Consider the following 24,095-nt stretch of genomic DNA (forward strand, 5'->3'; position numbering starts at 1 on the left):
CCCTGAAAAAAGAGGTTGAGATTCTGCGCTTGCTGGGGCCAACGGTCACCTTCCACGTGGGCCCGGTACCGGTGGTGATGCAGCCATCTTTCGTGGTGAGTGTGGGGGTAAGCGGCAAGTACGAAATCAAGGTGAGTTTCGGGGTCAAGCATGAGTCCAGCTTGCAGGTGGGGGTGAGCTATCTCAAAGGTTCAGGCTGGAGCCTGATCAACGACCGGCAGGGCAACTGGACACCCATAAGCCCACTTGAGAAAGAGAACCTGCGTATCAAATTTGCCCTCGAGGCTTTTGCCAGCGCCTCCCCTGGCCTGACCTTTTACGGCACCATCACCGCAGCCGTGGTGGCCCAGGTCTTCGCCAAGTTTGACCTCGAGATCCCCCGTAACCCCTGGTGGAAGCTGGTTGCAGGGCTGCGCTTCGGCTTCAAGGCCGACCTCTCGCCACTGTTCAAGGACGTCAAGCTCGATTTGATGGCCCCCGACATCGAACTGCTCAAGCTAGATAGCCCCAACAGCCCGCCCGACACGCCCATCATTGCCTCGCCCAGGTCAAACCAGCAAGCCTTCACACTGGTGCCTATTGTGCTGTCCGGCAGCGCCTTTGACCTGGATGACGGGGAACTGGCCACGGGCTTGCTACCCTGCACGGCCCTGCGCTGGAGCAGCAGCAATAGCCTGGACACGCCCTTGCTGCCAGGCAATGCCTGCGGCAATCCCACCGTTACTTTCCAGACCCCTGGCCAGCGTACCCTGACCCTGACCGCTACCGACCCACGGGGGGCCAGCGCCTCGGCCAGGGTTGAAATCAACGTGCAGGCCGCGCCCAGCCTGCGAATTCTCACCCCCCAAGCCAATACAACTCCCCCAAACTACTGCTTACGGGGCACCGTAACGCTGGAAGGCCAGTTGGACGGCAGCGGCCCGGCCACCAACGACCTGCGCTGGTCGTGGCGGGATAGCAGCGGGGTTGTTAGCGAGATTCGCAGGGGGGGACGGGAAATTCTCAACATGGTCTGGACACCGCCATCTGTGCCCGGTGGCTCTGGACTGGGCCGCATCACCCTGCGCCTCGAGCAGATCTCTCGCAGCCTGGTGTTTGAAGTCCCGGTGAACCTGATCTGCATCAACTGATGAGCTTACCTAAAAAGTTGCAGTGCATTGCCGGGGTCAGTGCTTTTGGAGCGTTTGGGTTCGAAGCGTTCCATCATAGTGACCCGCAAAGGAGGGTTGAATGGGCTTTGGAGTCTTCTCTTGGTTCAAGCTAGTGGGGCTGTGTGCGTTGCTGGCACTCGGCGCCTGTCGAAATGCGCCGCCCGACTTCCAGATTGGTGTACCTGCCCAGGCCGTGGAGGTGCGGCGTGGTTCGAATGCCAATATCCCCGTTAACATCAACCGCCTGAATGGCTTTGCGGGGGCCGTGACGCTCGAGCTGAGCAACCCCCCAGCGGGCCTCAGCGCCCCCAGCTTCAACATTCCAGACGGGGCTTCCAGCGGTCAGCTGGCCCTGCACGTGGGCCCATCGGTAGCGCTGGGGGCAGTTGAGCTTGCCCTCAAGGCCACCGGCGGCGACCTGGTCAAAACCGTCCCCCTGAAACTAAGCGTACAGGCCGCTGCGGTAGACTTCAGCCTGCGGGTGCCCAGCAGCCCCAGTGTTACCGCAGGGCAAAGCGTGCTGCTGGCGGTGCAGGTGGAGCGCGGGCCGGGCTTTGGCGGCCCGGTTCAGCTCGAGCTGGCCGACCCTCCGGCGGGCATCACCGCAGCCCCCCGCACGGTTGCGGAGGGGGCCTCGAGCGCCACCCTCTCTATCGCGGTGGCCGCCAGCGTGGCCCCCGGTACCCTGGCCCTCACCCTGCGGGGCGAGGCTGAAGGGGTCATCCGGACGGCCCCGTTTAGCCTGAGCGTGAGCGCCTTGCAAGATTTCTCGGTGAGCCTTGAGGGCCTCTCGAGCCTGACCAGCCCAGCCGACCGAACCCTGACTGTACCCCTTACCCTAAGGCGGCAAGGGGGATTCGCCGAGACGGTGCAACTGGCCCTGGAGGGTGGCATTTTAGGCAGTGGGCGAGACCAGGTGCAGGCTACCTTTACCCCTGCCGAGCTATCGGGGAGCGCCAGCACCGCCAACCTCGAGCTGCGCATCGGTTCAACCGTGCCCCCCAACACCTACGACCTGATGCTGAGGGCCACTGCGGGCGGACGCGTCCGTACCGCAACGCTGCGACTCGAGGTCGAGGCCCCACCCGTGGCCTTCGTGCTACCGCCAAACCCCGTTCAGCTCCTGCGCGGAACCCTGGGGACGAGCCGAACGGTTGGCATCCGCCGGCAGGGCGGCTTTAGCGGGCCGGTTGAGCTTCGGGTGGAGGCTCCGGCGGGTCTGCGGGCCAGTATCAGCCCCAACCCCCTGCCAGGAAGTGAGGCCACGCTCTATGTGCAAGCGGAAGGAACCGCTACGCTTGGCCCCCAAACGCTCACCCTCTCGACCGTCAACCTAGGCGGACGCAACGTGAGCACACGCCTCCTGGTGGAGGTGCTTCAGCCCGACTTCACCGTTGTGGTACGCAACCCTACCAACCCCACTGCCAACTCGCTGACCATGCCCAGCGGAGCCGGACTGTTCGTATCCAGCCGCAGCCTCGAGGTGAGCGTGGCCGACCCGCAAAATGGTTTCAGCGACGCGGTACTGTTCAACGCAACCGGTCTACCAGATGGCGCGAGTGCACGGGGCGTAAGCGTGACCCCCGGCAGTGTGGGTTCGCTGGAAATCCGCCTCAGCCCCGGTACCCGGTGGGGCACGTACCCCATTACCATCACCGCCTCGCACCCCGGTCTGACTGCGCCCAAGACCGTGCCCTTTACCCTGAACGTGGAGCTGGGTGAGCGCCTCTACCAGGATTTCTCTTACATCGGGGAGAGATTGCCCAGCGGCTGGAGCACCACTCAGACCCCTTCGAGGTCTGACCACTGGATCAAGACCGAGGGCGCAGCCTACGCCATTGCCAGCCGAATCGGGGCCAACAACGCCGCTGTTCTAACCACTGGCGACCTGCTCATGCCCAACCAGGGCTTTCCTTGCTCGAGCAACCTGGAGCTAAGCTTTACCAGTTTCTTTGGTTCCATTGGAACAGCCTTTTTACAGGTACTGGCAATCAACGGATCGGAAACCAGAGAGGTCGTCAGGCCCACCTACAGCCCAGGTGCCCTGTTCCGCAACGAGGGGCCGTTCACCCTCGACAAGGACTTCTTCACGAGGGGCACTACAGCCCGTTTGCTGTTCGTGTTCTCCCCCGGAACCAGCAGCCCGGATGAACGCTGGGGCATTGACAATATCCTGGTGGCCTGCCGCTAAATATGCGATACCATACTTGGTTGGTTCGTCGCCAAACGGCGACGAACCAACCTGGCCGAAGTGATCCGCATTGCAGAGGGCGTTAGCGCCCCATGATGCGGAGACGCTTCTTTCACCGATCCAAAGGGAGGGGTGTGCTCTGGGATTCAGAAAGGCGACCTGTAAGGCTTTTGGTTTTGCAAATGGTATGAGCGATGGCGCAAGGGGCTCGAGTTCCGGCTCGTGCCTTCGGCGATTGGGGTTGGAATTGTTTCAAAATCTGACCTGAGAAGGTCGGGGTCTATTAGCATGAAAGTATGCAACCGCAGGGGGATAGAGCAGTCTCCTGGGGGTTGGTTCTGCTGGAGAGCCCCCGACTGCAAGGCCCAGGGCAGGCTCCGCTACGCCTCGAGCGCAAGACCGCCGCCCTGCTGGCTTACCTGGCCCTGGAGGGGCCCACCCCCCGCTCGAGGCTGGCCGGACTGCTCTGGCCCAACTCGCCCGAGTCCACCGCCCGCAACAACCTCTCCCAGGTGCTGCGGCGGTTGCGTCAGGCGGGTGGGGAGGGGTGGGTAACGGGGAGCGACACCCTCAGCTTGCAGGGCATCGCCACCGATGTAACCGAGCTCGAGCTGGCCCACTTTGCCGGGCGGCACGCCGAGGTGGTGCAGGGCCAGGGCCAACTGCTGGAGGGCCTCGACTACGACGACTGCCCGGAGCTGGAGGACTGGCTGATCACCAGGCGAGAGTACCTGAACGACCTGCGTCGCAGATCCCTGACGGCCCTGGCCGATGCAGCAGAGCAAGCGGGCGAGTACCGCGAGGCGCTGCACCTTGCCCGCAGTCTGCTGGAACTTGACCTCATCTCCGAGGCCGCCCACCGTCGGGTGATGCGGCTTTTATACCTGTTAGGCGACCGGGGGGCCGCACTGGCAGCCTACCACCGTTGCCAGGAAATTCTGCACAAGGAGCTGGGCACCCAGCCCCTGCCCGAGACCCAGGCCCTGGCCCGGCAGATTGACCAGGGGCAGCGCCTGGAAGCCCGCGCCCCCGAGCGAAATGAAATGCCTCTGGGCTTGCTGCGCCCACCCCACGCAGTTGGACGCAAAGCCTTGCTGCGGCAGATGGAAAGGGCCTGGTTGGCGGGGCAGCACCTGATCCTGAGCGGGCCGCCTGGGGTGGGCAAGAGCCGCCTAATGCAGGAGTTCCTGGGCACCAGGGGGGCGTATCTGGCCCTCGAGGGCCGCCCAAGTGACCACGGCATACCCTATGCCAGTCATAGCCGAATCTACCGACAGCTGCTCGAGCACCTGCCCGCGCTACCGCTGCCCGACTGGGTTCGCTCCGAGCTGAGCCGCATCGTGCCCGAGTTGGGGCAAGCCCCCGGCCCCATCCAGTCCGAGGCCGACCGACTGCGCTTCTTGCAGGCCAAGGCCGAGCTGATCCGTTTGGGCATGGCAGCAGACCTCGGGCCGGTGGCCCTCGACGACCTGCAATATTTCGACGAGGCCAGCCTTGAAGCCTGGCAGTTTGTGTTTGCCCAGGGCTACCCCCAGAGCATCCTCACCTACCGGATTGGCGAGCTGCCTCCAGGGGTACAGGGTTTTCTGAACGAATTGCTCGAGAGCAACCAGGCGGTACTGCTCGAGGTAGGGCCCCTGGATCAAGCCGCCCTTGAGGAATTGCTGGACAGCCTGGAAATTCCCCCGGCGGGCTTGTCCGAGGCCCTGTTCAAGCACACCGGAGGCAATCCGTTTCTGGCGCTCGAGACCCTGCGCAACCTGTGGGAATCCGGGGGGTTGCAGCAGCCCCATTCGAAGGGTCTACCCAGCTCCAAAAAAGCCCAGACCCTGATCCAGCACCGCCTGGGGCGCCTTTCGCCCATTGCGCTGAACCTGGCCCGTACAGCCGCTATTGCGGGCTCCAACTTCAGCCCCGGCCTGGCCGCAAAGGTGCTGGAGGTGGGGCCCATGCACCTGACCGAACCGTGGGCCGAGCTCGAGGCCAACCAGGTGCTCGTGGGCCACCGCTTTGCCCACGACCTGATCTACGAGGCTACCCTGAACGGTATTCCCCAGGCCGTGCGTACCCTGCTGCACTGGCGCACCGCCCAGTTTCTGCCCCCCGAGCCTGCCGCCGAGCATTACTGGACTGCCCTCTCTGCCCCCGGCGGAGCCCTGCACGACCAGCCGCTGGACAAAGCCCTCGAGGCCTTCAGTCAGGCCGCCACCCTGCACTTCCTGCGGGGGCAGCAGGAGACCGGGCGGCAGTGGTTTGAGCGGGCCTTGCAGCTAGCCCCCGACGAGGCCAGCCAGGTGCGGATTCTGGTACAAAGGGCGCGGATGGAAGAGCGTCACCTGCACTACCCCGAGGCCGCCGCCACCCTGAACCGGGCCGAGCAACTGCTGGGTGAGGTGGGGCCGGTGCTCCAGGCCAGTGTGTGGAACAGCCGGGCAGCCTTGCAGGTGCTGGGCTTTGGCGATGCCACGGGCGCACAGGGGGCGGCCCAGACGGCCCTCGAGGTGTTGGGCGACCTCGACTCGCGGGAGGCCCAGGCGGCTCGGGCCGATGCCCTCAACTACCTGGGCGAGGCGGCCCGGATGCAGCGCGACTTTGCCCAGGCCGAGGCCCACCACCGCCAGGCCCTGGAGATTCGCCGCAGCCTGGAGGACGAGGCCCGGCTGGCCGGTTCCCTGCAAAACCTGGCCTCGGTGCTGATTGAGCGCCACCAGCCCGGCGCACAGGCTTTGCTCGAGGAGGCCCTGGTGCTGTGGAAAAAACTGGGCCACGCGAGCAACGTGGTACGCACGCTCAACAACATGGGTAACCTGAGCTGGCGGCTGGGGCAACTGGAGCGGGCCGAGGGCTACTTCCGCCAGGCGCTCGAGCTGGCCCAGCCCAGTCAGGCCGGACTGCCCACCTTCTACCTGCACAACAATCTGGGCGCGGTGCAGTTCCGCCAGGGCAAATACCAGCAGGCCAAGGCTTCCTACCAGACTGCCCAGGCAACCTCGGAGGCTCGGCTCAACCCCCTGATGCAGGGCATGGCCCTGGGCAACCTGGTCGAAGTCCAGCTACGCCTGGGTGAGTACGATAGCGCCCGGCATAACCTGAACCGTGCCCTGCAGGTTCTGGCCGACACCAATAACCCCTACTACGAGGCCGACCTGCACTGGTATGCGGGCGAACTCGAGGTGCTGCAACACCGCCCCGAACAGGCCCTAGAGCCCTACCAGATGGCCACCCGCGCCGCCCAGGCGGGCCGCTACCCCCTCCGCGAGGCCGAGGCCTGGGCCCGGCTGGCCCGCCTGCAAGCCCAGCCTGGGCTGGCCGAGCAGGCTCTGGAGCTACACCAGGCCCCCACCACCCGTGCCGCTCAGTTGCTGCTGGAGGGCCACCTCGAGGCGGCTCTAAAGGCCATCCGGGAAACCGACGACCCCTACGAGGAGGCCCGGCTGCTGCTGGATGCCAGCCGCCTGCTGGAACGGCCTGAGCTCCTGGCCCAGGCTCTGGCCCTGCTGCAAAAGCTCAGAGATTCTGACCCAACCGACTAGCCCCCCTGCTCTCATCGCGCTTCCACCATTGCGCCGCACACGGTGCGGCGTAATGTACCCAGTCATCCTCCAGTCATGCCGAGTTTGCTACCAATGTCTTGTGTTTGATGAAAGGGAGAAACGTATGAACCGAGTCATCCTTGCACTGGTCGGCTTATTGGTACTGGCGGCTTGCAGCAATCGCATCTTTCCTACGTCCCCCGAGAGGGCGCACAGCCTAACGGCCCCATTGCTGGATTGGAAGCCAGCACCCGAGTTTGACAAGCTCTTGCCCGAACTGGACTACGACCCCAGCCAGGTGGTGGGGATTTTCGACTGCCCCGGCAACCAGACCCCCGAATGCCTGCCCAACCTCGAGCGTATTGCCAACCTCGCGGGACTGAGCCTGATTGCCGCCTATGGGCTGGATAGTGTGAGCGGTTCGAGCCTGGCCTGCGGCAAGACCCTGGTGCAGTATCGCGTGCCCCGCGGCATGGACGTGTTCACTGCCATTCAGAGGTTGCAAGCCGCTGCAGCCCAGGTAACCGGCCGCAACGCGCTGTATGGGGTCAACCCCCAGGTAGGGCTCTACGGCGACCTAGGGAGTGCCTCCGCTCAGCGGGCCACACCCGACTGGGCGTACCAGGCCGTAAACCCGGCGCGCGGCCCGCTCTCCTCCAACCCGCTGGTGGGGGTGCTGGACACCGGGGTGAGCCCCGTGGGCGCGTTTCCCCTTCAAGGTGGGGCCGACTACACCGGCAGCGGCAGCACCGAGGACGACTTTGTCCACCCACAGCACGGCCAGCGGGGCCACGGCACGGGTGTTGCGGGCCTCATCGCAGCCAGGCCATCACTGGGGGTAGCCGAGGGCGCGGTGGTGCTGCCGGTCAAGACCAACGATGCGCGGGGCAAGGGGAGCGACGTAACGGTGGCCCGTGGCCTCTGCTACGCTGCCAGCCAGGGGGCACGGGTCATCAACACCAGCCTGGGCACCCTGCTCAACTCCAAGGTGCTCGAGCTGGCCCTCTACGACCTGAGCCAGTCCGGGGTGGTGACGGTGGCCTCGGCGGGCAACACCCGTGGCTTCAGCGGCCCCCGCCGCAACCTGCCCAACTACCCCGCCGCCTATAGCCGCACCATCAAGGGTCTGATTGCGGTGGGTTCGGTAAGCAGCGGGCTACAGACCTCGAGCTTCGCCACCGCCCAGGGCTACACCGATCTGGTAGCCCCCGGCGAGGCCGTCTATGCCCTCGACCCCAACGGCAGTACGGACTTTTACACCGGAACCAGCTTTGCCGCCCCGTTCGTGGCAGGCACGTTGGCCCGCATAATGGACAAAAACCCCCGCCTGACCCCCTCCGACTACAAGGCCATCCTGCTGGCTACCGCCAACCCCAAAGGGTGCCGCAGGGTGCAGGGCGGGGAGTGCGGGGCTGGGCTCCTGGACATCCAGAATGCCCTGAACAAAACACCCTAATGCTGCGTCTACAGGTATTTTTGGGGCTATGCCTTCGCACCGGGAATAATCCGGCGACGTATTGGACGCAGTTCGCTTGAAAAACCATTGGCCACCAACCTGCCGCTTATCTGTTGACGGTGTACTGGTACTGATCAGGCCGTTTGGATTCTTGTTTGACTTCCTAACCAAGCCGGGCATCCTCAACACTGCGGCCTTTGGAGAATAAACAGGACGCAACCGCACGGGGCTGGCACAGGGGAGCGAACGTTGGACTGGGCGCGGGTGTTGCTCGAGAGTGCCCGCCTGCACGTTCCCGGCCAGGCCCCGCTGCGTCTCGAGCGCAAAACCGCAGGGCTGCTGACTAACCTGGCCCTGACCGGCCCCACCCCCGGACAGAAAACTGCGGGGGTCTGTTTTTGTTCAGTCATTCTCCAGTCATGCTGCTGTTCCTATCGTATGCACAACACGGTGAATGGAGGAGACAATATGAAAAAATCACCCACATTCCTGGCCCTAATGGTTGTGATGGCGATCTTCTGGGGTCAGGCTGCTCAAGCCCAGCAGGGCTGGCTTTCGGGCCGGTTTGGGTTCATACCGGGTTTGGCCTGCGTGGTCTTTATCCCGGAGACGGCCGTTACTGCCTACACAGCCTACTGGGGCAGTGCCACCCCGCTGTTTCCCCAGACCGGCGATGTGACCTATGTGCAGGGGGTGGCTGCTGTGGTGGGCAACCCTTGCTCAGGGGCGGATGCGCTGGGGTTCGAGTTCTTCTTGCCTCAGGGAGCCGAGCTGGCGGTGAGTTCTCAAACCCCAGTGCGCTGTATTCTTCGGCGCTTGAGGGATGGCTACAGCGAGAACGTTCCGCTACCTGGCAACACCGGAGCCTGCTCCCAAACGCCGGCCAGCGGGCCCAATGGTGGTTTGCAGTTTGGTTTTGCGGTGGTACCTGCGGGGTGGAGTTTCGAAATTAACGTGCCGGTGCGGTTCAACCGTGCGCTCACTGGTTTGGCCGAGCCTCCCGAGCGCCGTTTGCGCGTCTTGACCAGCAGTGCCAACGGCACCGTGGTCACCGAGCAGTTTGTGGTGGTAGGGTATCGGGCGCTGGTTAACTACGATGCACCTAGCTCGACCCGCTCGGGTAATACATTCGACTTTAGCGGTTTCATCCATCACTACGGGCGAACCGGTACGGGTTTCATGGATTTTCGCTTGTCTCAAGGAGACCCTTACTCTGTACTTTCGAATTCGGGTGGCCCGGTTACGGTCAACTTACCCAGCACCAACACCATCAGCCGGGCTACCTGGAGCATTACCATCAATCCTGGCCAAAACTACACCCTATACTGGCGGGTGCGATTTCGCGATAGCGGCGGGGTAGAGTACGTTGGGCCTGAGCAAATTGCCCAGATCAACACCACTTCAGGCGGAGGGAATCCTTCGACTACCTTCGCCCTTACCCTGAACAAGGGGGGCGCAGGCTCGGGTAGCGTGAGCAGCAACCCCCAGGGGCTGAACTGTGGGGCCACCTGCACCCAAAACTTCACCGGCGGTACGGTGGTCACGCTCACCGCCACCCCCGACCCCGGCTCGAGCTTTACCGGCTGGTCGGGCTGTACGGGCGTGGCGGGCAGCCCGACCTGCAACGTGACCATGGATCAGGCCCGCACCGTCACGGCCAACTTTGCGGTGCTGCCCCCGCTCACCACCGGCTCTTTTAGCATCACCACTAACGGCCTGCCCAACGGCTCCACGGCCAGCGTTCCCGTCACCGGCCCCAACGGCTACAACCGTACCTTCACCATCCTGAGCGGCACTGGGCAGAGCGTCTCGAGCGCCGATGCAGGCCAGTACTTCACCACCCCGCCCAATGTGAGCTTTGGGGGCAGTACCTATGTGGCCAGCCCGGCCACCCAGTCCTTTGTGGTGCCGGGGGGTGGCAACCCTACCTTCACCGTGGAGTACAAGTTAGGGCGCAGCCTCACCCTGAATAAGAGTGGTGCAGGTTCGGGCAGTGTAACCAGCAACCCCGCCGGCATCAACTGCGGCGCAACCTGCACTTATGCCTTTGCCGATGGGGCCAGCGTCACCCTGACCCCCAGCGCAAGCGCAGGCTCGGTGTTTGCAGGCTGGAGTGGGGCTTGTTCGGGCACCGGAGCCTGTACTGTGACCATGAACACAGCTCAGACCATCACGGCTACGTTCAATCAAAGCCCCACCCAGACCCTTACGGTGAGCAAGGCGGGCAGTGGTACGGGCAGTGTCAACAGCAATCCAGCAGGTATTAGCTGTGGAGCCAACTGCGCGGCCAATTTCGCACAGGGCTCCACGGTAACACTCACCGCTGCCCCTGATAGCGGCTCCACCTTTACCGGCTGGAGTGGAGCCTGTAGCGGCACCGGAACCTGCTCAATCACAATGGACGCGGCCAAGACCGTTACAGCGACCTTTACCAACCCTAACGCCGCCCCTGCCACACTCACCGCAGCCAAGCCCGTCAACGCCCCCGCCGATGCCACCCGGCTCAAGGGCGATACAGGGGTGCCCGCACTGGCCTTCACCCTTACTCCCAGTGGTAGCCCAACTATCACTTCCTTCACCTTGCAGGCTTCCGGAAGTGGCAACGATGTATTGGATATTACCGCCGTTCGGATCTACCTCGATACCAACCGCAATGGGCAGGTAGACTCCGGCGAGACCTCCCCGCCCGCCCAGCGTTTCAACGCCGACAACGGTACCCTCAGCTTCAGCCTCACAGGCAGTAGCAGCTCCGGCCTGAGCCTGGACCAACCCGCACAGTTTCTGGTGACGGTGGATTTCAACACCACCCTGGCGAGTCGGCCTGCGGTGCTGAAAGCCTCGAGCCTGCCACTGCCCGCAGGGTTGCTACTGGCCCTGGCTCCCATGGTGCTGCTGGGGGCCTGGCGGCTGCGCTCGACCAGTGGCCGACTGCTGGGTCTGAGCCTGATCCTGCTGCTCACCGCTGGCCAGTGTGGAAACAGCCCTACTTTGCCAGCTGCTCCCAGGACTTACCAGATCAACCTGACCGCTGTGGGTACGACCGCTACACCTAGCGGCCTGCCCATTACCGGCGCCACCATCACGGTGCAGAAATAAAGCCTCGGGGTGTCGGCTCCGGGCTGCCTCCTCAGGGCCGACACCCACCCCCTCCAGGAGCGGTTTATGCAAACATCAAACCAGGATCTTGTTCCAACTTCGGCAAATCCCCCATTCCGATTCAGGCCAATCCTCAATACCGGTCGCTGGATGCGCGGCATGGGGGCCTTATGGGGCTGGTGCCTAATCTTGCTGCTTTCCGGCTGCAAAGTGTGGGAGGCCGACTTCAACGGTTCGTTCATCCTGCGCGGGGTGTATGCAGGCCAGGTGTCCGACTACCCTAATCCCGGCGAAACCACCTCGCTGCGCTTCGAGGCCACCCCCACCTGGGAAGACGAGAAGACCTACCGCATCAGCGGGCAACTGCAATTGGGTAACCAGCCCCCACAACCCATGCAGGGCACCGGCTATGCCAACCAGTACAAGTTTGTGCAAAAGACCTTGAGCGAACCCAGACCTCCCAGTGCGATCCTCGAGGTGCCTGCACTCAACATAAGGCTCTACCTGGGCTATACGGATTCAAGACCGGCCCCATCACCCCCCAATGGGCCGTGGCACCGCTATGTGCTGGTGGTGGAGTGCCCTGCAACCACAGCTTGTACGCCCGGCTACCACCCCGTTCAGTTCGACCCTCCTGCACCGTGGGGTCGTTGAGGGATGAAATCCACGACACGTTTATAGCAGTTTTTGCCTGGCTTTGAACCGCCTGAAACGGAGTTATCCCATGCCCCATCTCAATCAAACCCTCGTTCTCGTTTTGGCTCTTCTCACCAGTGCTGCCCTGGCCCAGTGGGTTGCGCCGGGCACCACCTTTGGCGCCCCCAGCAGCCTGAGCTACTCCCAGGCCATGGCCTACGTGACCGTCCAGATGAACGCGGCGGCGGTGCAGCGAGCCCAGGCCGAACTGAACCGGATCAACGGCCTCTCCCGCAACAACCCCAGCGCCCAGGCCACCGCCCGCACCCAGGCCCAGACCCGGCCCCAGACCAGCTTCAAGCCCGGAGCCCAGCGCCTGCTGCTGAACCCGTTCGTCCGCAGCCTGAGCAACAAGCCCGCCGAGGTGCAGGAGCTGACCCGGGCCTTTACCGAGGGCTTCAAGGGCTTCGAGGCCGAGGCCAGGCGGCTGGGCCGCCCCCACAACGTGGCCATGGCCTTTACCTACCTGGTGGGGGTCTGCTACCTGGTGCACTACGGCGAGGAACCCACCGAGGCCGCGCTGCTGAACCTCCAGGCCAACACCGACGCGGCCTTTGGGGCTTCCGAGGCCTTCCGGCGGCTCACCGACGGCGAGCGCCAGCGCATGTACGAGGCCTTTGTGCTGATGGCCACCCTGCCGCTGTTGGGCTATACGGTGGCCGTGCAGGAGAACGACCCCAAGCTCCTCGAGGACTACCGCGAGATTGCCGGGGTGGCCCTCGAGGCGACCCTTGGGGTGCGCCCGGAACGGCTCAAGTTCACCCCGACCGGTCTCGAGCTGCGCTAAAGGCAGAAGCCGTGGCCACGACCTGCACGCAAATTTATGTGGTTCGCATCTGGTACGAACCCACCCCCGAAGGCGAGGTCTGGCGGGCCTCGGTCAGCCAGGGCGAGGAGCGCCATTACTTCGCCGAGCCCAGTGCTCTAACGGCTTTTTTGCAGCAGCAGATGGAAGAGTCCAGGGTGGAGGCGCCGGAGTAGCCCGTCAAGCTTCAGCCATGCTGGATTGACCAGCCTTTGCATCAGGAGGTACGGATGAACAGAATTTCTTTCGCCCTGGGGGGGTTGTTACTCGCCGCCTGCGGAGGCGGCGGTGGGGGCAACCCCACCAACCCCACCGGCAGTTTCCCCGCCGAGCTTTCGGGGGTCTGGCAGGACACCCTGGCCAGCAGCGGCAACTTCCGCAATCCCCTCACCGGCTTCGAGTTCAGCATGACCGAGGGCTACTCGGCCCAGCTCAAGGTGAAGCCCAACGGCGAGTTCTACTTTGCCCACTACGCCCAGGGAGTCGCGCCCAACTGTAGCCTGGTGAGCTTCTTCGACCAGATGGTGGGGCAGGCCGAGTGGGGCAACAACCGGCTCACCCTGCGGCCCCGCGAGCGCCGGCTGGATGTGCGGAACTGTGCCCAGTCGGGCACCTTCAACCAGCGGCTCGAGCCGGTGGTGTTCGAGGCTTCCGTCAGCGAATACCCCACCTTTCTGGATACCAGCCTGCTGATGGAGCTCTCGGGCGGCCCCTATCCCCTGCGTTTCAAGCTGCTGAACCGTACCCCCCCTGCCAACCTGCCCAAACTACCCCAACCCCCCGGCTTCGAGCTAGGCCAGGACGGCCCCTACGACGAAATCCTGGGGCTGTGGGGTCGCTACGAGAACCACTTCTACAACCCCCAGACCGGGGCCTACCGCTTCCCGGACTGCTGCGGAGAGAACCGCTTTTTGCGCTTTTCGCCCGAGGGCTACGAGCTGGGCATGGCCTTTGTGCGGGTGAACCTCGAGGGGGTCTGCAAGAAAGACCTGATCTACTACGAGAAGGGCCAAGCCCGGTTCAAAACCACCGACCAGCGCGGCACCGACACCTACCAGGGGGATGTGCGGCTGGCCGCCAGCCAGGCCCGGCTGATTGTGCGCATCCGCGAGTGTGGGGCGGAGGACGGGGTTCAGGAATACACCCTAGAGCCCCTCACCCGCTACCACCGCTGGAGCTACACCCTGCCCCAGGGCGGGGAGAGCTTCATGCTGGGCTGCCAGTACCCCACGCACTTCTGGGGTTTTGCGGTCTGCTACGAGGCCAACCCCTGGTACACCTACCAGCGGCAGCCATAGGCGCAAGGTTATCATGCGTACAACAAGTGCCTTGATCTTAATGCCGTTCCTGGTAGCGTGCTCATCCGCATGGCCACGCGATGCGCATCTGGTGCTGGTGAGCCAGGCAGGCTCCAGCACGGTTGCGGTCATAGACCCCAGGCAGGGTAAAACCCTCCAGCGCATCACGGTGGGTGGGCTGCCGCACCGGATGGTTCTCTCGCCCGATGGCAGCAAGGTGTATGTGGTGCTGGTGGGCTCGCAGGCGGTGGCCGAGGTGGACGTTCGCTCGCTGGCTGTTACCCGCACCTTCCTCACCGCCCCCGTGCCCGAAAGACGCGCCGACGGAAGCCTGATTCAGGCCCACTTCGACCAGGACGCTTTTACCCAGACCACCTGCTTTGCCTGCCACAACCCCGGCGGAGCCAAGCCCTTCATCGTGGGCGAGCGACCGGTGGGGATTGCGCTCTCGAGCGACGCTTCCCGATTGTTCATCTCGCACATCCGTCAGGGGCGCTTGAGCGAGATTAGCCTGAAGGATGGGGCAGTAGTTCGCTCGCAAGACCTACCCCCTACAGGCGCTGCCAGCGAGGCCGCCGACGTGGCCAGGGTGGGTTCTAAGCTGGTGGTGGCCCTGCGCCCCCGTCAACCCAGCACCGAGGCCAGCGCGGTGCGCTGGCTCGACGCGCAAACCTGGCAGACCCTGGCCGAAGCCCCCACCGGCGCCGACCCCGCGTTTGTGCTGCCGCTGGAAGAGGGGGCTTTGGTCTCCAACTTCGAGTCCAACACCCTCAGCCTGCACACGCCAGGTGCGGCCCCAAGGCTCTTTACCGTCACGCCAGGGCCTTTGGGAATGCTCCGGGTGGGGAAGGGGCAGGTTCTCTCGCTTAACTATTACTCCAACGCGGTTTCGCTACTGAACCTGGAGACGGGGGAAAGCCAGAGCTACCGGCTCGAGCTTGCGGGTCAGACCTTCGTCAACCCCACCCACGCGGCCCTTTCGCCGGATGGACGCCTGGCCTACATCGTGAGCAGTGGCACCGAGGGCCACCTGTTGGTGTTCGATTTGAAAAGTTCCAGAGTTCTGCGGGCCATCCCGATTGATGGCCTTTCGTTTGATGTGGTGGTGGTCGGGCGCAAATAGCACGTTGGAGAACGGGGCTGGGGAAGCCCCAGGAGGAAACCATGAAAAAGACCCTAGGTTTAGTTGCATTACTGGGCGTACTGGTGGCTTGTGGCGGCGACAACAATGGCGGGGGCAACACCGCCCCCAGCGCGCCCAACACGGTGGCCGGTCTGGTGACCGATATCGGCTCGGGGGTGCGGCTTTCGGGCGTGACGGTGCGGGTGGTGGGCAGCAGCCGCACCACCACCACCGACAATCGGGGGGAGTTCATCCTGCAAAACCTGCCTGCCGGTCTGGTCAAGCTGGACTTCGAGAAGGCAGGCTACGCCCCAGGGCACGGCATCGCCGAGTCGGCCAGCAGTGCCCAAACGGTGGTGGTGGCGCTCAAGAAGGAGGGCGCCGAGCAGGGCTACAACCCCACCCAGGCCCGTACCCTCTATCAGCGCACCGAGGCTGGCCCCTATGCCGTGATCTTCCAACCCAATAGCCTGAACACCACCGATACCAACCTGCGGGTGGTGGTCACGCCGCTCGACCCTACCAAGGAAGATGCCGCCCTCCCCGGCGACCTGGTGGCCGGGGGAGCCAGCCCCACGCCGCTGGCCCCGGTGACCTTTGCCGAGTTCAGCATCCTCGACTCGCAAAACCGCCGCATTAACCTGAAGCCCGGTTCCAGCGCTATTGTGGAACTACCCATCCCACCCGAGCTGCGCAGCCGCTACCGGATTGGCGACAAGATTCACTGCTACGCCTACAACCCCCAGACCGGGCGCTGGGAAGACTTTGTGGAGGGCACCGTGGAGCGCTCGAGCGTGGATGGCACTACCCCGGTGCTCAGGGCCAGCATCCGGCACTTTTCCTGGTACGGGGGCGCTCCGGCGGTGCAGGATCAGGAGTGTGTGTTGGTCGAGGTAAGCAACCGTTTTGGGAAGCTCGAGGGTGCCGTGGTTACGGCGCGTCCGGGGCTGCGGGCCGTTACCAATCGCTTGGGACAGGCCAACATCACGGTAGAGAAAGGGGTGCCCATCAACTTTACCGCCACCAAAACCTATACCGATACCTTTGTGGATGCCAACGGCAACCTGGTGCCCAAACCGGGGGCCAAAGTTATAGACATTGGCCGGGTCTACGAGGACGACTTGATTGGGCTGGACGGAAAGAACTATACCCGCACACCAGGCCCGTGTCCAAGCGGTTCGAGCCAGTCGGTGCGAACGGCAGCCACCAACCCTTTACCCATCCGGGTGGCCCCGGCTCCGGAAGGTTTCTTCCAGGCCACTGCGCTGTTGCAGCCGGGGGGTCTGGCTTTTGTGCAACTCGAGAAGGGTATCCCCAACGCCGACGGCGACCTCGAGAATGCCAAGCCTGCCAGCGGGGCCAACATCACCATTACCGACAACGCTGGTAAAACTGCCACTCTGAGTGAACTCGCACCGGGCAGCGGGGCGTATTTTGCGAATAACTTCACCGTCGAACCTGGCAAACGTTACACCCTGAACATCGACGCCGATGGTAACGGCAGCGTGGATGGCAGCGGCTCGGCCTTTGCAGTGGGCAACGTGGCCTGGAGCAACCTGGTAAACGGCGGGAGCTACAGTGCTTCCAACCTCACCGCCACCTGGAGCGACAGCGCGGCCAGCCAGCCCGGCTACAACGCCTTGTACATGGTCTCCTTCCAACGCAACGGCGGCTCGGGGGTTTCCGACTTCGCGGTTTATGTGGGCTCGGAGCGCAGCTTCCAGCCGCGGGCCCAGACCAGCCCGCCCACCCCGCTCGCGCCGGGCACTTATACCGTCACGCTCAATGCGTTTAGCGGTGCGCTCAACGGCAGCAACCTGAACATCACCGACAACATCACCGGGGTGGGGATGCAGGGCCAGATTTACAGCATCCAGCCAGTGAACCCCATCACCATCACCCTCACCGGGCCATAAGCTGAAGGCGGAGGGTTTTGCCACGACCTGCAAACTTGCGTTCCTCCCGGCAACGCGAGAGGAGGTTTTGTGAGAAGTGTGGTACTGCTTATCTTGGTGTTCGCTTCGCTGGCCCTGGCCCAGCCCCGCATGGCCGCCCTGAGCGACCTGCAGATGCAGTGGGCCGAAGCCCAGTGCCCCAAGCCCCGCGAGCTGGGCTTGAGCTTTTCGGGCCTTACCAACCCCCAGCGCGATGTGCAGACCGAGGCGGGCCGGGAGGCCCTGCGGCAAAACCTGAGCGGCCCCATGAAGGAGATGATTGCGGCCCTCGAGCAGCAGCTAAGGGAGCTTCCGCCGGACGACCCCAGCCGCCCGCAGCTCCAGCAGGCCCTGAACCAGCTCAAGGCCGAACAGGCCCGAACCCCAAGCCCCGCTGCCCAAAGCCCCTCCCCGCAGGCGGCTCTGGCCAACCTGCGCCGCGCCCTGAACGCGGTGGCGGGGCCGGGCAGCCTGCGGCTGATGGAGACCCAGCCCGAGTACCGTGAGGCCGCCGCCGCCAGCCGCAACGCGGCCCTGGCCGCCGTAATGGGCAAGCCCCAGCTGGCCCTGGGACTCTTGCTCCGGGCGCAGCAGCTCGAGCCCCGCAACCCCGCCCACCTGGTCAACCTGGCCGGTATCGCCAACTACTACGGCCTTTTTGCCGAGGCCCTGGCCCTCATCACGGCTGCCGAGGGGCTGAACCCCCCGGTTGCCCTGCGCCCCTGGCTGCAAAACAACAAGGGCCACGCCCTGCTGCGCCTGCGCCGCCTGCCCGAGGCCGAAAGTGCGCTCCGGGCCGCCGCCCAGGCCGACCCCAACCTGCAGGAGGCCCGCCTGAACCTGGCCTACACCCTGGGGGCCCAGAACAAGTGCCCCGAGGCCAGCGTCTGGGCCAAGCGGGCCTGGTGGCGGCACGGCCTGAGCGGGGCCGATAACAGCCAGGTGCGCCCCTTGAGCGAGCTATTTGTGCCCGTGAGCGGCGTGCCCACCCTGCCCAGCCTGAGCTTTGTGCCCCCCGGCCAGACCGCCGGGGCAAGGGAGGCGCTCGAGGCCCTGCGCCTGGAGATTGAGGCCAAGCGGCCCAAGCTTGAAGAGTTCCAGGCCGCCAGCGCTGCCGAAGGTCGCCGCAGCGTGGAAATTCGCGCCGAGCGGCGGGTGGGGGTGGCGAAGGGCCGCTTCATCACCTTCCTGTCCCAGGCCCTGGCTTCTGCCGTTGCGCTTAGTGATCGCAACTACTACGCGGCGCGGGAAGGGCAGGCCCTCGAGGCCGCCGAGGCCACCCTGAGGGGCACGGTGTCCGAGCTCAACGCCCGCTTTGGCTCCAGCCCAGGCTGTGCCAGCGCTGCCGCCTGGCGCGAGGCGGCCCTCCCCGCCTTTCAGGCTGCCGATAGCGCCCTGCGTAGCCTGTATGCCCAGGCCTGGCGCAGCGGCGCTACCCTGACCACCCGCTTTTCCGAGCCTGCCTATCGTGCCCGTGCCGTGCTGCGCCTGCGGGGCCTGTATTACGAGGCCGCCAGTAAGCTCTACGACTACGCTTCAACCTACCTAAGTGGCCTCGAGGCCGCCCGGGGCAGCGAGAACTGCGGCAGCGAGAGCGCCCTGGTGGTGGGTGCGCTTTCCACCCCCCAGGTTCCCCTGGCCTGTACGCCCGGCGCCGCACCAGCCACCCCGGCGCGGGGCTGGCGGCTCTTCCTGAGCTGCGACCGCACCGCGTTCAACTTTGCCCACCCTGCCTGGATGGACCGCTTCCAGATTCCGCGCGACAGCCTCTCGCCGCTGGTCTTTTCCCAGCTCGATTTCCGGCTCGCGGTGTTTGTGCCCGGCGGCTTTGTGCGTCTGACCAACGAGGGCGGCATCATGGATGCGGGGCTTTTTGCGCCGGGTGGAGAGCGCAACTGGAGCCTGGTGTGGAACGCCAGCAGCGGCAGCGTGGGGTTTGCCTCGAGCGAACCGCAGTTAGGGGTCAAGTAAGTCAAATTCCCGTTTCTCGCTCCAGGAACTCGCGCCTTCGGCCTCGAGCGAACCGCAGTTGGGGGTCAAGTGAGGTCAATATCCGTCCCTTTGGCCAAAGCTCGCGCCTTCGGCCTGAAGCCAACTACCAGCCCTGGGTGCCCGGCCCGCCCTTGAAAGGTCCCCTGATGTCCTGGGTGATCCAGCCCCCATAGAAGCGGCCCGGCTGGGGTATAGCCTTCTCGCCATCCACAAACCCCTCGAGGGGCTCCAGGTAAAACGCCAGGTAGCCCCGGATGGCGGCAAACCCAGGCGTGGGGTCGGGGTAACTCCAGGCCACGTTGGAAGGGCGATATCGTTGATCCGCAGCGTCCAGTAGCTGGCCCGGCCCTTGAACTCGCAGTAGGTCTGGCGGGCGGTGGCCTCCAGCCAGTCCATGCGAATATCGGCAGGGGGAAGGTAATAGACCGGCGGATGGCTGGTCTTCAGTGCCCGGTAGGCCCGGGTGCTATCGGCGATGACCAGCGGGCCCAGCCGAGCCTGGATGCGCCGGGCCGTAGGCTCGCAGCGGGGAGGACGGAGGTAATCTCAGACCGATTCCATAGAGCGCTCTTCACATATTATGAGCCATTCGAGTTTGAGAAAGCCTGATTCTGAACAGAACAGTGGCCGCCTGGAAACTCGAAAACATGCGTCGGCCCAGACGTATTTTCGTTTTCGTGGGCGGCCACGTCTGTGAAGAGCGCGATAATCAGGCCTTCCTGTGCAGGGCCTCGAGGAAGGCCCACAGGGCATATTCCAGGTCTTCGATGGCCTTTTTGCTGCCCACCACCAGGAGGGGTGCGGCGTTGCCGTCGTGGAGGTACAGAACCCGGATGGGAAACAGCAAATACGAGGCGAAGGCAATCAGCGCCAGTGCGAAGGCGCCATATTCCAGCAATGCCGGATTTACCTTCAGAAGCTGGGGGAGGTTGAGCCATCCCAGCCAGCGCAACCCCAGGCTGGCCAGCCCCACGAAGAAGCCCACAAAGGCCAAAGCCATCAGCCAGTCGCGCATCTGGTAGGAAAGCTCGAGCCGGGTGACCAGGGGCAGATGGAGGCGAACCGTGACCGCGCCGTTCTGGAAGCACAGCCAGCCGGTCTCGATAGAGGCTTCGCGGAAGCGTGAACCGCTGACCAGATAACGATGAGACAGGGTGATTTTCTGCATGCAACCTCCGGTGGGCAGGCCGCCCGTAGCCTGATCGGGCGCAGGAGACAGGCTCATTTTGTCACGACAAGCACTTTTTGCGTAAACCAGGCTCGAGGATTCGGGTTCTCCTGCCAACTTTTGCCGTACAAGCAACGTTCCAGCATCCCGAGGTGGGCGTGGGTGGTTGCAGACAGTGGCTCCTTATGCCGAACCCCCAGACCCTGCTCCTTGCCCGACCACTCCTATAGCCTGCCCAGTGTTCGAGGCAAAGATAGTGTAAAAGGCCTGGCTGTGCCAGCCAGGGCCACTTGAGTTTGACAATGAATACATTTACAAACATTTACAAAGCCCATTTTTCCTTCCAGGCCCGGAAAGCTGACCGGTGCGTCAAGCCCCTCATTGAATGTTGTTTCGCAAACGGGCTCGGGTCGGTAGGCTACAATTTTTGGGATGAGTAGGGCCTTCAAGCGCTTTTTTGCAGGCCGCCCTGTGGCGAAGGTGGTGGTGCTGCTGACAGCGCTCAATCTGCTGACGGTGCTGATTTTTACCTTGTTGGTTCCGGCCCGTCCGCTCGAAGTGCCGCTGGTGCTGCCCTGGCAAGACCCCGCCCAGACCGCCGGGCGCCTGGGGGCGGCCCTGGCTCTGTTCGTGGTGGTGTTGTGGGCGGTGCGCCCAGGTCAACGCCGGGCCTGGGAGTTTGGGGTGCTGGTGGCGATTGGGGTGGGGGTGGTAGCCTGGCTGAGCCAAAACTACCTGCCGTTTCTGGCCCTAGGGCTGATTCCGGTGGTGGCCCGCTACTGGCTGCCGCTGTGGGTGGTGTTGCTGGTGGTGGCCGGGCTGGGGGGGTTGTCGGTTTGGTGGGCTCAGCGGGAACCGCTACAAATCACCTTCGAGATTCTGCTGAGCCAGGGGCCGCAGGGCAATACCGCCTGGAGCGCACTTCCCACCCCCGCCGAGTATCCCAACCTGAGCCTGGCTTTCTTCATCTTCATCGCCTTCCTGTACTCGGGCTATGCGCTTTTCACCCTCGAGCTGCTGATACGCGAGACCCGGGCCCGGGAGGAACTCGAGCGCACCCGCCGTGAGCTCGAGCAAACCTCGCGCCAGGCCGGGGTCTTGGAAGAGCGCCAGCGCCTGGCCCGCGAGATTCACGACACCCTGGCCCAGGGCTTTGCCAGCATTGTGGTGCAGCTCGAGGCCGCCGAGACGGCCCAGAGTCCGGCCTCTGCCGCACGCCACCTCGAGCAAGCCCGCAGCGCGGCCCGCGAAGGCCTGTCCGAGGCCCGCCGCATGGTCTGGGCCTTGCGCCCGGAAATCCTGGAGAACACCTCGCTGCCCGAAGCGCTGGGGCGCCTGCTCCAGCGCTGGCAGGAGGAGAGCGGGGTCAGGGCCCAGTTCACCCTGACCGGCGAGCCCCGCCCGCTGCACCCCGAGCTCGAGGTCGGCCTTTTACGCATTGCCCAGGAGGCCCTGGCCAATATCCGCAAGCATTCCAGGGCCCGGCAGGCCACCCTCACCCTTTCCTATCTAAGCGACATGGTGCTGATGGACGTGCAGGACGATGGGGTGGGCCTGCAACCGCCCACTTCGGGCAGCTTCGGCCTGCGCTCCATGCGCGAGCGGGTCGAAGCCCTGGGCGGACAGATGACGGTGGAAAGTGAGCCTGGACAGGGCACCACGCTGGCCTTCAGCCTGCCCCTGTACCGGGTAGAGTGGGCCAGGATGGAGACTTCATGACCGGCTCGGCGACCATTCGAATCCTGCTGGTGGACGATCATCCCGTGGTACGGGCGGGCCTCTCGGGGCTGCTTTCCTCCCAGCCCGACTTCGAGGTGGTGGGCGAGGCCTCCAACGGCCTCGAGGCCCTCGACTTGCTGGAGAAGCAGAGCCTGGATGTGGTGCTGATGGACCTGCGGATGCCCCAGATGGATGGGGTGAGCGCCATCCGGCAGATCCGGGCCAAATTCCCCAAAGTGCAGGTTCTGGTCCTCACCACCTACGACACCGACTCCGAGATTGTCCGGGCGGTCGAGGCCGGGGCTACGGGCTACCTGCTCAAGGATGTGCCCCGCGAGGAGCTTTTCCGGGCGGTGCGGCTTTGCGCTCGAGGCGAGGCGGTGCTCTCCCCGCCGGTGGCGGCCCGGCTGCTGGGCCGGATGCGCGGCCATGCCGAGGAGTACCTCTCGGTGCGCGAGCTCGAGGTGCTCTCCCTGGTGGCGAAGGGCTTTTCCAACAAAGAAATTGCCCGAAAGCTCAAAATCAGCGAAGCCACTGTCAAAACCCACCTGCTGCACGCGTTCGGCAAGCTAGGTGTGGACGACCGCACCGCAGCGGTCACCGTTGCGCTAGAGAGAGGCATTCTCCGACTGGAAAGTTGAACCGGGCCTCTGGGCCAGGAGCCCCTGCCCTCGCTTTTTTGAGAGCAAGGGTGATGCCGGATGTGCCCGATTTATCTGCATGGCGAACGGCGGTGCAATACTTTCCCCAACCGGAACCGGTATGCTGGTGGTATGAGCCCCGGCATACGGAGATTGCTCCGCTACCTGATTCCAGCCAGTATTGGCTTCCTGGTAGCGCTCGGCGACCTGGGCAACGTGGACTTGCTTTTTGCCGGAACCTTGCTGCTCCTGATGGGGTTTGTGGTGGGGTGGTGGTGGCCCCGGCAATGGTGGGTGAGTGGGCTATTGATGGGGGGCATTCTGCCCCTGGTTCAACTCTGGGCCACGGTGACCCAGTTTCCAATGCCCTACGTGCCCGACCCCCTTCAGGGTCTGCTGCTGCTCATCCCTGCCTTGCTCATGGCCGGCTTTGGGGCCATTGTGCACCAAAAAACTCCCTTTACACCTGCCTCCCTCCGCGCTCGACTGCGACGGGCACGGCAGGCCGATTATCACGACTACGAAGAATCCTAGACCACTTCTGCTGCTTTGCGAACCTCGCGCACAAACTGCTGGGTTTTGTCGTCTAGGTCGTGGACGGCCCAGGGAATGGTTTTGGCACCTGGCCACCGGTCAAAAAGGGTCTCCAGCCATTGCAGCAGCAGGTCGGCGGTCATCGGCCCCGAAGACTGGTAGCTCACGCTGGCGTTGCTCAGGGTCACCTTTCCCAGGGCTTCGTAGTGGCTGGGGGAGGTGTGCAGAATGAGCATGCGGAAGGTATCCCCCGAGTCCTGCCCCACGCATTCCAGAACCTGTCCCTCTGGTAGAGCGTTGATTTTATGCAGTGTGATCATGCTCAGATGGTACGTTGTCCGGCAGGGAGTTTCCAGTGTCATTTGTCCAAATTGGTCGGGGTGCACCTTTTCTGAACCCAAGATGAAGGTGGGTGATACCAACGTTGCTTGAAGCGGTGCGACGAAGCAGGGTTTAGGGCAGTTGCTGGAGCCCCCCATCCTGGGTTTCCTTGAAGGTTGCTTCTACGCCTAGAGCGCTCTTCACATATTGTGAGCCATTCAAGTTGGAAAAAGCCTAGTTCTGAACGGAACAGTAACCGCCTGGAAACTCGAAAACATGCGTCTCGGCCCCGACGCAACGCAGACACTTGTCCCTTCTCGTTTTCGTGGGCGGCCCCGTCTGTGAAGAGCGCGATAAAGTTGGTTTGACCAACCTCCAGGAATGCGCCCGGCATTGGCGAGAATCGCCATGGCCAGGAGGCCACAGGCCGACCAGGC

17 protein-coding genes and 1 pseudogene are annotated in these 24,095 nt (G+C 64.0%); 15 read left to right on the forward strand and 3 right to left on the reverse strand.

What is annotated here, in order from left to right:
- The 12 genes from NZN28_RS05060 to NZN28_RS05115 all read left to right on the forward strand — a co-directional run.
- A partial coding sequence (locus tag NZN28_RS05060; protein ID WP_295395753.1) for a PKD domain-containing protein occupies positions 1-1,130 on the forward strand: 1,130 nt, incomplete at its 5' end.
- Between the two features lie 100 nt (positions 1,131-1,230).
- Positions 1,231-3,342 (forward strand): hypothetical protein, encoded by a 2,112-nt coding sequence (locus NZN28_RS05065; RefSeq protein ID WP_295395755.1) that lies wholly within the window; start codon positions 1,231-1,233, stop codon positions 3,340-3,342.
- 296 nt (positions 3,343-3,638) lie between these two features.
- A complete protein-coding gene (locus tag NZN28_RS05070) occupies positions 3,639-6,875 on the forward strand; it encodes a tetratricopeptide repeat protein (RefSeq protein ID WP_295395756.1) in 3,237 nt (1,078 codons plus the stop codon).
- Between the two features lie 124 nt (positions 6,876-6,999).
- Complete coding sequence (locus NZN28_RS05075; protein WP_295395757.1) at positions 7,000-8,331, forward strand: S8 family serine peptidase; 1,332 nt, start codon at positions 7,000-7,002, stop codon at positions 8,329-8,331.
- Positions 8,332-8,838: 507 nt separating this feature from the next.
- Positions 8,839-11,427, forward strand: coding sequence for a hypothetical protein (locus tag NZN28_RS05080; RefSeq protein WP_295395758.1), 2,589 nt, complete (start codon positions 8,839-8,841; stop codon positions 11,425-11,427).
- 159 nt (positions 11,428-11,586) lie between these two features.
- Positions 11,587-12,081, forward strand: a complete 495-nt coding sequence (locus NZN28_RS05085) for a hypothetical protein (RefSeq protein WP_295395760.1) — start codon at positions 11,587-11,589, stop codon at positions 12,079-12,081.
- 70 nt (positions 12,082-12,151) lie between these two features.
- Positions 12,152-12,910 carry a DUF6683 family protein gene (locus NZN28_RS05090; protein ID WP_295395761.1) on the forward strand — a complete coding sequence of 253 codons (759 nt, stop codon included), beginning with the start codon at positions 12,152-12,154 and terminating at the stop codon, positions 12,908-12,910.
- 11 nt (positions 12,911-12,921) lie between these two features.
- Positions 12,922-13,104 (forward strand): hypothetical protein, encoded by a 183-nt coding sequence (locus tag NZN28_RS05095; RefSeq protein ID WP_295395762.1) that lies wholly within the window; start codon positions 12,922-12,924, stop codon positions 13,102-13,104.
- A 54-nt stretch (positions 13,105-13,158) separates the two neighbouring features.
- On the forward strand, positions 13,159-14,226 hold the full coding sequence (locus NZN28_RS05100) for a hypothetical protein (protein WP_295395763.1): 1,068 nt from the start codon (positions 13,159-13,161) through the stop codon (positions 14,224-14,226).
- A gap of 91 nt (positions 14,227-14,317) precedes the next feature.
- Positions 14,318-15,349, forward strand: coding sequence for a YncE family protein (locus tag NZN28_RS05105; protein WP_295395764.1), 1,032 nt, complete (start codon positions 14,318-14,320; stop codon positions 15,347-15,349).
- Positions 15,350-15,390: 41 nt separating this feature from the next.
- The gene (locus NZN28_RS05110; RefSeq protein ID WP_295395766.1) at positions 15,391-17,265 is read left to right on the forward strand and encodes a carboxypeptidase regulatory-like domain-containing protein; all 1,875 of its coding nucleotides are present in this window, start codon (positions 15,391-15,393) and stop codon (positions 17,263-17,265) included.
- A gap of 69 nt (positions 17,266-17,334) precedes the next feature.
- Entirely contained in the window at positions 17,335-19,254 is a 1,920-nt protein-coding gene (locus NZN28_RS05115; RefSeq protein WP_295395767.1) for a hypothetical protein, read from the forward strand.
- 124 nt (positions 19,255-19,378) lie between these two features.
- On the opposite strand, the pseudogene NZN28_RS14635 reads toward NZN28_RS05115, so the two are convergent.
- Both NZN28_RS14635 and NZN28_RS05125 read right to left on the reverse strand, forming a co-directional pair.
- Positions 19,379-19,779 (reverse strand): annotated as a pseudogene (locus tag NZN28_RS14635) (DUF427 domain-containing protein).
- A 205-nt stretch (positions 19,780-19,984) separates the two neighbouring features.
- Entirely contained in the window at positions 19,985-20,443 is a 459-nt protein-coding gene (locus tag NZN28_RS05125; protein WP_295395771.1) for a hypothetical protein, read from the reverse strand.
- Positions 20,444-20,875: 432 nt separating this feature from the next.
- Here NZN28_RS05125 and NZN28_RS05130 point away from each other — a divergent pair, with 432 nt between their 5' ends.
- From NZN28_RS05130 to NZN28_RS05140, 3 genes are all read left to right on the forward strand, one after another.
- The gene (locus tag NZN28_RS05130; RefSeq protein WP_295395772.1) at positions 20,876-22,162 is read left to right on the forward strand and encodes a sensor histidine kinase; all 1,287 of its coding nucleotides are present in this window, start codon (positions 20,876-20,878) and stop codon (positions 22,160-22,162) included.
- The gene (locus tag NZN28_RS05135) at positions 22,159-22,803 is read left to right on the forward strand and encodes a response regulator transcription factor (RefSeq protein WP_295395774.1); all 645 of its coding nucleotides are present in this window, start codon (positions 22,159-22,161) and stop codon (positions 22,801-22,803) included. The genes NZN28_RS05130 and NZN28_RS05135 overlap by 4 nt, the downstream gene beginning before the upstream one ends.
- 132 nt (positions 22,804-22,935) lie before the next feature.
- Positions 22,936-23,337: a hypothetical protein gene (locus NZN28_RS05140; protein ID WP_295395776.1), complete on the forward strand. Its 402-nt coding sequence runs from the start codon at positions 22,936-22,938 to the stop codon at positions 23,335-23,337.
- On the opposite strand, the gene NZN28_RS05145 is transcribed toward NZN28_RS05140, so the two are convergent.
- Entirely contained in the window at positions 23,334-23,657 is a 324-nt protein-coding gene (locus NZN28_RS05145) for a hypothetical protein (protein ID WP_295395778.1), read from the reverse strand. The two genes, NZN28_RS05140 and NZN28_RS05145, sit on opposite strands and share 4 nt — an antisense overlap.
- Between the last annotated feature and the right edge of the window lie 438 nt (positions 23,658-24,095).

It is taken from the genome of Meiothermus sp., assembly GCF_025056915.1.
Lineage (GTDB): Bacteria > Deinococcota > Deinococci > Deinococcales > Thermaceae > Meiothermus.